At 25.5% G+C, this 14,319-nt stretch carries 14 protein-coding genes and 1 tRNA gene; 14 read left to right on the forward strand and 1 reads right to left on the reverse strand.

Annotated elements, in window-relative coordinates; genetic code table 4:
• Positions 1-45 precede the first annotated feature (45 nt).
• The 5 genes from SCORR_RS01830 to SCORR_RS01850 all read left to right on the forward strand — a co-directional run bounded on the left by SCORR_RS01830 (position 46) and on the right by SCORR_RS01850 (position 3,475).
• Entirely contained in the window at positions 46-600 is a 555-nt protein-coding gene (locus tag SCORR_RS01830) for a hypothetical protein (RefSeq protein ID WP_094048546.1), read from the forward strand.
• 193 nt (positions 601-793) lie between these two features.
• Positions 794-1,723, forward strand: a complete 930-nt coding sequence (gene miaA, locus SCORR_RS01835; protein WP_094048548.1) for a tRNA (adenosine(37)-N6)-dimethylallyltransferase MiaA — start codon at positions 794-796, stop codon at positions 1,721-1,723.
• Between the two features lie 9 nt (positions 1,724-1,732).
• The gene (locus SCORR_RS01840) at positions 1,733-2,482 is read left to right on the forward strand and encodes a MurR/RpiR family transcriptional regulator (RefSeq protein ID WP_094048550.1); all 750 of its coding nucleotides are present in this window, start codon (positions 1,733-1,735) and stop codon (positions 2,480-2,482) included.
• A gap of 126 nt (positions 2,483-2,608) precedes the next feature.
• Positions 2,609-2,682: transfer RNA gene (locus tag SCORR_RS01845), tRNA-Gly, on the forward strand.
• A 73-nt stretch (positions 2,683-2,755) separates the two neighbouring features.
• The gene (locus tag SCORR_RS01850; RefSeq protein ID WP_094048552.1) at positions 2,756-3,475 is read left to right on the forward strand and encodes a DxFTY motif-containing membrane protein; all 720 of its coding nucleotides are present in this window, start codon (positions 2,756-2,758) and stop codon (positions 3,473-3,475) included.
• Here SCORR_RS01850 and SCORR_RS01855 read toward each other — a convergent pair.
• Entirely contained in the window at positions 3,465-4,280 is an 816-nt protein-coding gene (locus SCORR_RS01855; protein WP_094048554.1) for a phosphotransferase family protein, read from the reverse strand. The genes SCORR_RS01850 and SCORR_RS01855 overlap by 11 nt on opposite strands.
• A gap of 53 nt (positions 4,281-4,333) precedes the next feature.
• Here SCORR_RS01855 and rdgB point away from each other — a divergent pair, with 53 nt between their 5' ends.
• From rdgB to SCORR_RS01900, 9 genes are all read left to right on the forward strand, one after another.
• Positions 4,334-4,930, forward strand: coding sequence for an RdgB/HAM1 family non-canonical purine NTP pyrophosphatase (gene rdgB / locus SCORR_RS01860; RefSeq protein WP_094048556.1), 597 nt, complete (start codon positions 4,334-4,336; stop codon positions 4,928-4,930).
• A gap of 3 nt (positions 4,931-4,933) precedes the next feature.
• Positions 4,934-5,452, forward strand: a complete 519-nt coding sequence (locus SCORR_RS01865; protein ID WP_169709049.1) for a TrmH family RNA methyltransferase — start codon at positions 4,934-4,936, stop codon at positions 5,450-5,452.
• Positions 5,453-5,463: 11 nt separating this feature from the next.
• Positions 5,464-6,828 carry a DEAD/DEAH box helicase gene (locus tag SCORR_RS01870; protein WP_094048560.1) on the forward strand — a complete coding sequence of 455 codons (1,365 nt, stop codon included), beginning with the start codon at positions 5,464-5,466 and terminating at the stop codon, positions 6,826-6,828.
• 61 nt (positions 6,829-6,889) lie between these two features.
• Positions 6,890-8,386, forward strand: a complete 1,497-nt coding sequence (locus SCORR_RS01875; RefSeq protein WP_094048562.1) for an AAA family ATPase — start codon at positions 6,890-6,892, stop codon at positions 8,384-8,386.
• A 64-nt stretch (positions 8,387-8,450) separates the two neighbouring features.
• Positions 8,451-10,106 (forward strand): VWA domain-containing protein, encoded by a 1,656-nt coding sequence (locus SCORR_RS01880; RefSeq protein WP_094048564.1) that lies wholly within the window; start codon positions 8,451-8,453, stop codon positions 10,104-10,106.
• A 12-nt stretch (positions 10,107-10,118) separates the two neighbouring features.
• Entirely contained in the window at positions 10,119-10,481 is a 363-nt protein-coding gene (locus SCORR_RS01885) for a hypothetical protein (protein ID WP_094048566.1), read from the forward strand.
• Between the two features lie 150 nt (positions 10,482-10,631).
• Positions 10,632-12,170, forward strand: coding sequence for a cytoskeletal motor fibril protein Fib (fib, locus tag SCORR_RS01890; protein ID WP_094048568.1), 1,539 nt, complete (start codon positions 10,632-10,634; stop codon positions 12,168-12,170).
• A gap of 77 nt (positions 12,171-12,247) precedes the next feature.
• Positions 12,248-12,637, forward strand: coding sequence for a hypothetical protein (locus tag SCORR_RS01895; protein WP_094048570.1), 390 nt, complete (start codon positions 12,248-12,250; stop codon positions 12,635-12,637).
• A 19-nt stretch (positions 12,638-12,656) separates the two neighbouring features.
• The gene (locus SCORR_RS01900; RefSeq protein WP_094048571.1) at positions 12,657-14,282 is read left to right on the forward strand and encodes a YitT family ABC transporter; all 1,626 of its coding nucleotides are present in this window, start codon (positions 12,657-12,659) and stop codon (positions 14,280-14,282) included.
• Positions 14,283-14,319: the final 37 nt, after the last annotated feature.

Consider the following 14,319-nt stretch of genomic DNA (forward strand, 5'->3'; position numbering starts at 1 on the left):
TGCTTAAACATTAAAATTTAATTTATTAGAAAGATGGTGCAAGATATGGCAAGTTCAAACAAAGCAGCTGTAAAAAGAGCTGCATCAAATAAAAAAAGAGTTGAACATATTCAAACTAGAAAAAAAGTCACTGACCCAAAACCTACTAAAATTCCAAGTACAGTAGCAAAATTATCAGATGGTCAAGCTAAATTTATTTGGGAAAAAGCAGATAATGTTTCAGCAACAAACGCAGCTATTTACAGACAAGATGTAGCAGGTGCTATTATAAAAATTAATGAATTTGGTCTAGAGTCAGAATTTGGATGAGTTTTCTCATTGGTTGATCCTGAAGGAGAAGTTGATGATGTAAACAACATCGTAGCAATGCATTGAATGAATGCTAAGGTTAAACGTAAACCTTTTGAACAATGAACTGCAGTTGTAAGTGGTGGTAAAGATGTTACAGGATTATTTAATTATAAAAAAGAGGTAAAAATCCATGGTTTAACATTGTCAAAAACAAGAAAAACTGTTTTGTTCCAACCTTCAGTAGTAGAACCTAAAAAAATTAATGTTGAAATTAGAGAAACTATGAACCCAACTCAACAAAAAAAATAATATATAATAAAAAAATATTTACTTAAGTAAATATTTTTTTATTATATAATATAGTTGTCCGTAAGGACACCAAGAATATATGTTATTCTTAACGTTTGTATGAGATCTTTTAAAACCGCTCAATAAATAAATATTTCCTTTCTCATGCATTTTATAGCGGGTGGAAGTATTTTTTTTATACAGAGGAGAATAAATGAAACCTATAATTGTAATAGTTGGTCCAACCGCAAGCGGTAAGACAGACTTGTCGATAAGAATAGCTAAAAGTCTTAATGGTGAATGCATAAATGCGGATTCTACACAAATATTTAAAGGAACTGATATAGCAACTAATAAAATAACTTTAGAAGAAATGGACAATATAAAACATTATTTATTATCTATAAAAGAAGTTAATGAAACATATTCTGTTGCTGAGTTCCAAAAAGATGCAAGAAATTTTATTGATAAAATACATAAAATGAATAAAATACCAATAATAGTAGGTGGTACAGGATTATATATTAATGCCTTGCTAATGAATTATAAATTTAGTGGCGATGATCATATAAAAGACTTCTCAAAAAAATTTGATGAACTTGATAATATTGAATTATGAAATATTCTTAATAATATTGATAAAATCGAAGCTAATAAAATCCATCCTAATAATAGATATCGTGTTATTAGAGCACTTGAAATAATAGAACTAAATAAGAATAGTAAATCAAATATTATTAAAAATAATAAAACTTTTTATTATAAAAATATTATTATGATTGGATTAGAACCAAAAAGAGAAGAATTGTATGTTAGAATAAACAATAGGGTTTTAGATTTGGTGAATAGAGGTCTCATACAAGAAATTGAATTAGCATATAAAATGTGCGAATATAACGAGAGTTCACAATCGCTAAAATGTATAGGTGGCCCAGAAATAATAAGTTATTTAAAAGGCAAAATAACTTATGAATCGGCAATTGAAGAAATGCAAAAAAATAACAGACACTATGCAAGAAGACAATTGACTTGGTTTAAAAATCAATTTGATTGTATAAAATGATATGAATTTTCATATATTAATTTTGAAGAAACTTGTAATAGTATTTTAACTTACTTAAAAAAAGTCAAAAGAGTAGATTAGGGGTTTATAATGGTATCTATATATGAAAGAATTGAAAATCTTGTAAAGGATAATAAGAATACTACTTTTAAAATAATCGGAAAGCAAATTCAAAGTGATTGACATTTAGGAATATTCAAAACTCAGTATGAAATATCTGAGGCTTGTTTTGTTTCTTTGGCAACTGTTACTCAGTTTGCTAAAGCTTGTTTATGTGAAGGATACAAAGAATTAATTATTAGGTTGCGTGTTGAATATGAACAAAGAATGCAAACTCAACAATCAACGCCACTTGATTATGAGCCTGATAAATCAAAAATAATTAATGAGATGTATTTATGAATAGAAAATAATGACGATTTTATTAATAATTTTGTTAGTAAACTTAAAACATCAAAAAAGTTATGAATTTGTCCTTCTTCACAAGCGATGTACTCATGCAAGTTCTTAGAAGATATATTAACTAACGCAGGAATTGATGTAAAATTAGTAGACCTATCAGTTAGTTTAGAAATGGCAAGAACAAGAGAGTTCAAGGGTGAATTAATTCTTGTTATATTATCAGGTAGAGATACTGAGACTTTAAATAGAACTATTGAATATTTATTAAATTTTAAAAATGAATTATTTATTATCACAACACCAAATAATATTTATGAAATTGCAGAAGAAAATCAAGTAAATACAATGCTGATTAACTTTACTGATAATAATTTTCTTTATAAATATAGAGCTTATGCTTTACTAACATTATTTTTAAAAATTTCAGAAAAACTTTAGTTTATTACTTTAATCTCGTTAATAATTAAACATATAAGTTTTTTTGTAAAGAAAAATAAATTATTTTATATATAATTTATTGACATAATAAACTAGTTTATATATTATTATTAATGTGATTGTTATGCGGGTGTAGTTTAATGGTAGAACTTCAGCCTTCCAAGCTGACTGTGAGGGTTCGATTCCCTTCACCCGCTCCAATTTGAATTTTAGCTCTTTTATAAGAGTTTTTTTTATATTTAGAGTATTATAATTTAAGTAAAGGAAATCAAGATGAAAATATTCAAAAATTTTAGTGATTGCAAAACACCGTTTTTTAAAAGTTTATTTTTTATAAGTATTGAATCAATTATACCTGGGTTATTAATTTGATTTTTATTAGGCTATGATTTTTCCTATTCATTTAAATATGATCTCCCAACCCCGAGGGGAGCTTATATATTTTTAATACTTTTCTCATATTTAATTTATACTTTTTCTATAACTGCAGTTTTTTATTTTTTAAAGTTGCATAAGGCTGATAACTTTACTTACTCACTAACAATTACTTCGTGTTTGATAGTTTTATACATTTTAGGTATATTAATTGAAAATGTTAGTTATTGAATTTTTGTTAAGTTTTTAATTATATTAGTTGTTGCCATTTTGGTTTTACCTTTTTCAGTACTTATAACAATGTTATTCAATAATTTAAGTATTAAGAAAAATGAAGAATATGAACAAATGTTATTAGCATATAAAAATGGTGAAGTAATACCAACTAGTAGGTTAATTAAAGCGCAAAGATATCAAAAGTTTATTTTAAATAAACAAAAACAAAAAGAAGAATTAGAGAAATTTAAAGAAAGCTTAAATAATAAAATTGAAGAAAAAATAAATGAAGAAAATATCAAAAAATTAGCAAAAATAAAGAGTATAAATGAAAAGTTAGATAAAAAAGAATTAAAACAAAGAAAAAAAGAAGAAGAAAAAAATAGTCAATTTAAAAAGTAATTTGTTTCCTAAATTTTAGTCTGTCATATTTTTCCATATAAATTTTTTTATAGATATCATCTTTTTTATTTTCAAACATATAGTTTGCTCACAAAGTCCACAATAAATCTTGATATTTAATTACTGTATTTAAATTATTAAACTCATTTTTATCTATTATCAACATTCTTTTTTTTATTAGCTGATTTATAAAAATACCTATATTCTCATTATTTTCATTAAGTGTTTCTGTTATAAAACTTGCATAATCAAAATATTTATCATTCATCATAATGTAATCATAATCAATTAATAAAAAATTATCATCTTTGAACATTATATTTCCAGGTACAAGGTCATTGTGTGAAATGACTTTTTTTAATCCTTTTAAATTTTCTAGTTTATTACATATTTCTTTATAGTATTTATCTAAGTTAAAAAAAGGTTTTTTAATATTTTTATAAAAATAATCAAGCATTTTTTTATAATCAAATACTTTTATGCTATTAAATAAATTAGATTTAAGTTTATGAAACGAATAAATTAAATCAACTACTTTTCTAATATGAAACTCTTCAATATTAATTTTACTTAAGTCTTTATAATTTTCTAATATTTCAAATTTAGAAATAAGCTTCTTTTTTGTTAATTTAAAACTTATTGGTTTTAAAAGTATATCTTGGTTTAGGTTTTTAAATATATTAAGTACTTCATATTCATTTTTTTTGTCTAAGTAGTCAACTTTTTTCAACATGTAGATTTTAACTAATAAATTTCTTTTATTTATAAGTTTATTAGTCAAACCATTGTATATATTTTTTTTCATAGTTCCCCATATATGATAATATATACATATTGTATCATTAAAGGAGTAAGTTTTTGGAAATAGTACTGGCAACAAATAACCAAAAAAAAGTTGATGAAATACAAAAAGTTTTAAATAATCATAAAGTATTAACTCTAAAAGATGTTGGTATATGTGTAGAAATTCCTGAAGATCAGAATACTTTTAAAGGTAATGCATTACAAAAAGCGTTATATGTATCAAATTTAACAAATTATCCTGTTATTGCTGATGACTCGGGATTATCAATAACTGGTTTAAATAATTTCCCAGGAGTTTATTCTGCAAGATGAGCATTGCCTGAAACTGATTATGATATTATTAATAAATTATTATTAAAAAAGATGAGTGATCATAATCTTATTGACAAGTTTAGTAGGGACGCAAGTTTTATTTGTGCAATTGCATTTGTTGATAAAATCAAAGGGATTAAAGAAGTTTTTGAAAAAACATTAAAGGGCTATATTTCAAATGAACAAATAGGAAATAATGGTTTTGCTTATGATAAGATATTTACTCTATATGATAATAATAAAACATTAGCACAACTATCATTTGAGGAAAAAAACCAAATTTCTCATAGAAAGTTAGCTTGTGATGAATTGAATAAGTATTTAGAAAATATTAAATAGAGGATTTTTATGAAAAAATTAAACATTGTTTTATTTGAACCTGAAATTGCAGCGAATGTTGGAGCAATCATGAGAACCTGTGCCTTGGTAAATGCTAAATTACATTTAATTGAACCATTTGGATTTATTTTTGATAAAAGAAATTTTGCTAGAACAAGCGCAAATAATTTTGAGGGTTGTGAATATATTAAATATGATGATTTATCTTCGTTTTTTGAAATAGTTAATCCAAAGAATATGTATTTATTAACAAGATATGGAAAAAAACCATTGAGTGATTTTAATTTTAAATCAATTGATGATGAAGTTTATTTATTTTTTGGTAAAGAATCAACTGGTTTACCAATAGATTTATTAAAAAGTAATAAAAGCTTATGCTTTAGATTTCCAATGGTTGATAATGGAAGAAGTTTAAATATAGCTAATTGTGTTGGAATAGCTTTATATGAAGTTTTAAGACAATGAGATTATTTAGATTTAAGTAAAGTAGAAGTTGAAAAGGGTGAAAATTACCTAGATTAAAGGAGATAAAAATGAGTTTTGAAAATTTTGGATTAAAAAAATTCCTTAATGATGCAATTAAGGAAATCGGTTTTAAAGACCCAACAAGTATTCAAGAAAAAGTAATACCATTAATAAAAAGAAGGAGATCAGTAATAGCTCAATCTCACACTGGAACAGGAAAAACTCATGCATTTCTTTTACCGATAATTAATAATATAAAACCTGATGAAAAAAAAGTGCAATCATTAATTATTACTCCAACAAGAGAACTTGCTCGTCAAATATGACAAAATACTAGAGAGTTAATTAAAAATAACCCAGATATTAGTTGCGCACTATATGTAGGTGGAGAAGAATATGATAAACAAAGTGCTGCGTTAATTAATAAACAGCCACAAATAGTTATAGGAACACCATCAAGATTAAAAAAATTGTATGAAGAAAACTTTCTTCAGTTAACAACTTCTGATAATGTAATAATTGATGAATGTGACATGATATTTGAATTAGGTTTTATAGATGAAGTTGACTTTTTAATATCAAAAATTAATAAGCAATGTAATATTTCATTATTTTCAGCAACACTAAATAATGAACTAAAACCATTTCTAAAAAAATACTTAAGAAACTCAATTTACATTAATAATTTAGAAAATATGACTACAAATAAAAATATAGAGCATATATTAATATGAACTAAGAATAAAGAAAACAAAGAAGTTATGCGTGCACTTACTTCTACTATTAACCCATATGTATGTTTAATTTTTGTTAATAAAAAAGAAGAAATTAAGCATTTGGTTAGTTGATTTAAAGAATTTAAAATTGAAAACTTTACTGAACTTCATGGAGGGTTAGACCCAAGGCAAAGAGTAAATGTCCAAAAAAGAATAAAAAACATGGAGTTTAAGTGAATAATTGCTAGTGATGTTGCTGCTCGTGGTATCGACATTGATGGTGTTAGTCATGTTATTTCGATTAATCTACCTAACGACTTAAGTTATTACATCCATAGAAGTGGGAGAACTGGTAGAAATAAATACGAAGGAATAAGTTATGTTTTACATAACTCTGATAATGAAGATAAAATACTAAAATTAAAGGCAAAACAAATTGTTTTTACAAACTATAAATTAGCTGATGGTAAACTAATAAAAGTTGAACAAAAAATAAAAAAACCACCGAAAGAAAATACAAAGTTAGCAAATGAAACTAACAAAATAATTAATAAATATAAATCAAAGAAACTTAAACCTGGTTATAAAAAAAAGAGAAAACTTGAAATTGACATTATAAAAAGACAATTAAAAAGAAAACATATAAAAGAATCAATTGAAAGAATAAAAAAAGCAAGATATAAAAAACGAAGAGATGAATTGTTTGATGATGAATAAAAATTTTATTTAAATAAAAGTGTACATTTAATTTATAATTAAAGTATTTAAAGGGGTTAACATGGAAATAAGTGAAAGAATTGAGAAATTAATAAAAGAAGTTTCATATCAAGTTTATGAAAAAGAAACTATTTTTAAGTTAGCGATGCTAGCATTATTAGGTGAAGAATCAATATTCTTGCTAGGTAAACCTGGAATAGCAAAATCATTGATTTCTCGTAGAATGAAGTTTGTTATTTCGGGTGGAACAAACTTTGAATATTTAATGAGTAAATTCTCTACACCAGAAGAAATATATGGACCAATTGATTTAAGACTTTTAAAAGATGGAAAATATGTTAGGGTTGTTGATGGATATTTACCATCTGCTAACATTGGGTTTCTTGATGAAATATGAAAAGCTGGACCAAGTATTCAAAATACATTACTAACTATTATTAATGAAAAGATATTTAGAAATGGTGGAGTTGATATAAAGGTTCCGTTAAAACTATTAATTTCAGCATCCAATGAGTTACCAGCAGAAGGTGAAGGTTTAGAAGCTTTATTTGATAGATTTATTATTAGATATATTGCTGTTGGATTAGAAAAAAGAGAAAATTTTGAACAATTATTAGATGGTGATTCTTCACTTGATGTAAACGTAGATCCGTATTTACAAATTTCAATTGAGGAATTAGATGCTTGAAGAAAACAAATGAAAGAAGTAAAGCTAAGCAGAAAAGCACTAGATTTTATTCATTATTTTAGAAATAAGATATATCGCGATACAAATGGAGAAGCCTATATTTCTGATAGACGTTGAAAAAAAATATCTGGTTTAATTAAAACCAGTGCATTTTACAATGGAAGAGCAATCGCAGATATTCCTGATTTATTTATAATTCCACATTGTATTTGAGATAACGAAGAACAAGAAGCATTATATAAAAAAATATTCTTAGAAGCTTTTCTTGAGCAATTTGGTTTAGAATGAAGAACAGAAAAAAATAATTTATTAAATCAATTAGATGTAATTAATTCACAAATTGGTCAAATAGAAGCACAATACCTTAGATTAACTCCTTTCGATAGTCCTTTTAAAGGTAAGTTAACAGGAACATACTACTTAATTAACTTTACTGATGGTGGTTCTGAGTATTCTCACTGTTTCATTTCTGCTGCTGATTGAAATAAAATGAGAAATCTTTCGTCAGAAAACTTTTCTATTGATTTACATTTTGGACCAAACCAAATGAAGTATGTTGGCTCACAGAAAACTTTAGTAAAGGCTTATAAAGCGGATCAAATTTTATTTGTAAATGAAAACAAAAAATATCAATTAATGAACGATAGTTCTAATGAGTATAACAATCAAATAGCAAGTCTTGGTAACCAATTAAAAGATTTTGAAAATAAATATAAAGAACTATCTTATGAAATGCTTTCTGAATATAAAAAGTATACAAATATGAAATGTATATTCTTTGATGAAGAGTATAAAAAAATTATATCTGAAGCATTTGATTCTAAACAAAAAGAAGAGAATACAACTGAACAATATCAAGAGAGTATTTAAAATTATAAATATTAATAACTACTAAATTTATGTAACAATAAATTTATTTTTTTAAGGGGCATTTATGGAATTCGATTTAGAAAAACCAATGAGTGAAATTAATAAAGAACTCGAAGAATTAAGAAAAAAAGATCTACACAATAGTGACTTTTTGCTTTTTAAAAAGAATAATGATTTTGCAGCTGAACAGTTAGATGACAAAATCAATAATTTTTATAGTGCATCTAATCTATCGACAATTAAACAAATTAAATTACCGGAACCAATTAGGAAAGAAGTAATTTATTATAATTATATTTCTGATAAATATGATGAAGTGAGTTTTGCTAAAAATCTTAGTTTAATTAAACAAAAACTAATAGAATTTGATTCACCATTTGCAACATACATTGATACAATGGAATGAAAGATTGATAATGGATATATTGAGTTAAAAGACAGGGATTGATTAACAGAGTTTTTTAGAACTTGAACTTTTATGCTTACAAAAAGAATAATTGATTTTAGAATGAAGGCAGTTGAAGATTTAAGATACAATTACTTGGTAGAAGTTTATTCAATAATAAAAAATTATGGTAGATATGCAAAGATATACAAAACAATGTATGATGTTTTTGGTAAGTTAGCGAATATTGAAGATGAATTAAAAAACAAAAATATTGAATCAGTTGCTAGGTTTGCAGAATTCCTATACAAAGACCCATCAATTTTACGTATTGCAGAGTTATTAGGAAGACTAAATGGCGAAGATGATTTAATGGAAAAAAATATAACTGAGCAAATTGTAACTTATCCAACATATAAAAAACTACCATATAACCCTGAAGAAATAGTAGGGTTAACAATTTCAAAAGATATAGAGAGATTGTTACCAATGGAGTTTGCCAGCTTATTTGACGAAGACTTTGAAATAGTTTTTTTTAAAAAATATATTGAAGCACAGTTACAAACATTTCTTTTTGAATCAAATGAAAGAGTAATAGAACATGACGTTGAGGAAGTTGAGTATGAAGCACCAATTCCGCTTGAACAAGGAAAATTTATTATTTGTATTGATACTTCTGGATCAATGGAAGGTTCAGGTGAGTATATATCAAAGGCCTTAGCTTTAGCAGTTGCTAAAGTAGCATTAAAAGAAGAAAGAGATTTAGTTTTCTTAAATTTTGCAAATGATTTTGTTGATGAATTTACAATAAATGCAAAACACTTAAACATTCAAAAACTACTTGAATTTTTATCTAAATCATTTTATGGTAAAACAAATGCTAAAAAGGCTTTTACTAAATTGATTGAGAAGATGCATACTGATGAGTTTAAAAGAGCAGATTTGTTAATGATATCAGACTTTATGATGGATTCTCCATCTAACTCAATTAGAAGTAAAATAAACGAATTGAAAAATAATTACAATAGATTTCATTCATTAGTTGTTGGAACTATGCCTAATGTTGAAACACAAGATGTCTTTGATAATGTTATGTATTATGACCCAAATGATCCATATGCTACAACTCAAATTGTTAAGTCATTAAATGATACATTAAGAGATCTTAGAGAATTAAAAGATGAAGAAGTCGCTTATAGAGATGAGCAATTTGCAAAATTTAACGCTGTCCGAGATAAAAAAAGGTTTAGAGAAGTTCAAAAAGATTCTCCTAAGTTTAAAAAACTTGAAGAAAAAAAGAGAAAATTAAAAGAGTTAGAGAAGGCCCAAAGTTAGAGAGGTATTGCTGTGGAAATCGAAGAAAAGTCAAATTTGCTTATTGTATATTTAAAAAAAGATGAGGATATTTTTTTGCAATTAACTGAAATTACAAGAATTTATAGATTAATAAAGGCAAGAATTACAGGTTTCGGATATTTGAATAGACTTGAGTATGGTATTCTAAGTACTGTAGAACCATTGTTCTTAACAAAAAATTTAATTGAAGATTTCATTACGGTCTCATCGATTAATGGAATGATTTATAACAAAGATACAAATCTAATGATTAACTCTGTTGACAAACAAAAACAAATACATTTAGGTAGATTCATTAGTGGTTTGGTGGCAGATTCATTTACAATATTTTTAAATATAATTGAAACCGAATAATATAAATAAATCACTTCATTAGTGGATTTTTAACTTTTTAGTAATTTGAGTAGTTATTTTGGCAAAAATAAAGTATAATCTAATTAATCTTTATGTAAATGTTATTTTATCATAAAGGTAAATGAGAAAAAAACGAGGTGAAGATAAAAGATGATTGGTATTGTTTCAACAGCATACTTCACAGTAAAAGACCGTCCAGGTATAAAAACAGTGAAAAAATATTGATGGCGTAATGTGGTTATTCAACATCTTAAATTTAGAGGGAAAGCATTTATAATTGCTACAACAGGGTATGGTAAAGCCAACGCTGCTATGGTTATTACTTATTTGATGGAAGAGTATCCAAGTCTTGAAACAGTTGTTAACGTCGACTTAGCATTATCAACTAATGATAAGTTTGATACAACAGATACAGTTTTAGCAACTAAATTCATTTATAGAGACGCTGACTTAACTGTTTTTAAAGATATTAAATATGGACAAATTGTTCATGAACCAGAAGCATTTTCATTTAGTAATGAATTTGTAAATCAAGTTAAAAACTTCAAATTAGGTGTTTCTGACGGTATTGTTGGTACTGCAGATATGCTTATTTATAATTCAAAACAATTTAAAGAAATGGTTGACAAATATGGTCAAACAATTGACGTAATTGATACAGAAGCTGGAGCTATTGCTCAGGTAACTAAAAAATCAAGAGTTAATTTTATTGCTTTAAAAATTATGTATAACAATGCATTGTCTCCATGAGATAATGATCCACTTCATAAATTTAAAATTTATGAAACAACTAATACTTTAAAATATCTTTTAGCAAGATTATTTAATTTATTATCATCAAGACTTGTTTTAGATTTCACAAAAAACAACAATGATGAGTTAGAAGTAATTAATGAATTATTTGAACTGAATCATGATGCTTGACCAAAAATGTTTAAAAAAGACGTTGTAAAATTGGTTTCAGGTTTAGGACCATCTTTAATGTTAATTGATAAAAAAGGTATTAAACCTGAAGCTCTTGACATTGTTGAGGTTATGAAGAAAAAAATTGAAGACGAAGGTCCAAGTAAAATTATCTTAGGAGAAGATGAATGAAAAAATGCTCCTAAAAAATGATTACGTAAATTAATGTTCTTACAAAATATTCATGTTAACGATGATGAATTATTATGAAATAAATCAGCTAAGTATGATTTACAAACTGAAAAAATGTTCTCAGTTGAAGATTATGCAAAAGCAGTTGCAAAAGTAATTGCTGATCGTTCACAAGATAAATCATCATATACATATGATGGTGGAACAGTTATTAAAAAACACTTACTAGTAGCACTTGATGCATCAATTTCATTCTACATTACTCATAATCAAACTCATGAGTTTGTAGAAACTGCAAAACAAGGTTCACAACTGGTAGCAAATGAATTCATGAAATTCTTAAACGAACAATTAGCAGAAGTAGAATCACCATTCTCAAAAATAGTGGTTTACATTAAAATTCCAGCAATGGGAGCTGCAAAATTGCCAGTATATTTAACTACAAAAAGCAAAGTAAACACTCCAATTGTATTTGGTGGATATTCTGAAAAAGATCAAAAAGTTTACACAGTTGTTGATATTACAAGAAATGACTATGACCCATTAAAAGTTGGTTCATTCAAAGTTACAATTCGTTTGAAAAACGATAAATAGTCATAAATAATAAAAAAAGCACCAAAGGTGTTTTTTTTATTATTTTTTAATTTATACTATTTTAATAGGGGTATAGAATGTCAGAAAATAAGAAACTAGAAGATGTGATTGATGATTCAGCTGAACAAGCATTCCAAGATTTGTTGGATTTAGTATTTACTGATTTAGAAAAAAATGATGTAAAAAAAGAAAAAAAATTACCATTTAAATATACCAATAATGATTCTAATAATTTAAGTTCTATCATTAATAGAGCAAAAAATGAAATCAATAGCATTAAGACTAAGTGTGAAAAGAATTATATTATTGACCCTGAAGAAGAAATTATTAAGAAAGCTAAAATTAAAGGAAAATCTCAATATGATTCGGATGTCTTGAGAGAAATAATATTAAATAGACAAAAAAATAAAAGGTCTGTGAGTAATGATTTAACAGATATAATAAAAAAAGCAAAATTTAAAGGATAGAAGGAAGTAAGAAATAGAGATGTCGAATGGAATGAACACTAGTGATACTGAAGTTACTGTTGAGGTTGACAACAATGCTGTAAATGTTGAAGAACATATAAAACCAGTTTCAAAGAAAAATAAAATCGATAAAAAAACTGCTAAAACATTATTATTAAAAGATGACCAAGAACATTTGTTTTATATTGAAAATAAAATAATATCAAAAAAAGAACAAACATTATTAGTTCAAGAATATTTTAAAAAAAGATTTATTAAAGAGTTTTTTATGATTGCATTATCATCATTGCTAATTACTATTGCTTTTGATTATTTTGTAACACCAACTGGTAGAACAGGTTTATTCCCAGCTGGTATTGGAGCATTAGCTAGATTTTTTTCAATACTTTCATTTCAAAATGATAGACATATGCAAGGTTCATTTTATTTTATCTATTATTTTACTATAAATACCCCTTTATTTATATTTGGTTTTTATAAACTTGGTAAAAAGTTTACATATACAACAACAGTATATATTGTTCTTCAAATTGCATTTGACCAGTTCTTTCAAAATATGCCATTTATTAATCCGATCGAGTTCAACTTCATAGTCAATTTTTACCAATTAAATTCAATGCCTAATGCACTTAACACTTCAATATGACTATTTATTTTTGCAGCAATAGCGGGTGCTATATTAGGTGTTGCTTACTCATTAGTTTATAGAGTAGGGTCGTCTACTGGTGGACTAGATTTTATAACTATTTATTATTCTAATAAAACAAATAAATCAGTTGGTTCTATAAATAGAAATGTTAACTTAATAATTCTTGGTACTATTATTATATTAAACACTCTTATACTACCTGTATCACAAATTAATAGTGATATAAAAATGAGTGTACTTAAAGGTTTAAGCATTGAAGAAGCTAATAATAATGGATTATTAGATCAAATGTGAAAGTTTGCGCAAAATGTAAACCAAGTATCACCAGATTTTCAAATGCAACAAATACTTGATAAGTATAGTAATACAGCAACTGCTTCGATGAGTATTGATGATTTTAAATACTTGGCTGAATTTGTATCTAAACATAATTTTGATGGTGATATTCCAACTTTATTAGTAGTTAAAATGAAAGTATTATTTATTTTTGGACCTTCATTATTTGCATCAATTGTTTTAGTTTTAACAGCTGGTATGACAACTAATGCGATGTATCCAAAATTTAAAGTTAGAACATTTATGATTACTACAAATATGCCTAAGGAAATTAATAAATTACTAGTTGAAAAAGGTTATCAAAATGATATTTTGAATTGAGATACAACAAATAGAATTAACGGTAATTATTTACACAGAAGTTTAGTCATGGTTGCTATGACGGTTTTAAATTGACAACAAGTTGAAAAAGAAATATTTTTAATAGATCCAGAATCGAAAGTTACAATATTAAAAACCAAAAAAGTTAAAGGTATATTTAAGTATGATATTAAGACTAATGAAGCAAGGGATTTTGTCACTCATAAAGTAAGAAATAATGAAAAAGAGTTAGAAAAAATTAAACAAATTGCAATTGTAAGATTAAATAAAGAAAACGAAAAAATAAATAAAAGAAATAAAAGAATCACAAAAAGTAAGTCAAAATCTCCTAATAATTAAAATAATTTAAGAATTAATAAACATTTAATACAATTTT

The sequence above is a fragment of the Spiroplasma corruscae genome, assembly GCF_002237575.1.
In the GTDB taxonomy this organism is placed as follows: Bacteria; Bacillota_I; Bacilli_A; order Mycoplasmatales; family Mycoplasmataceae; genus Spiroplasma_A; species Spiroplasma_A corruscae.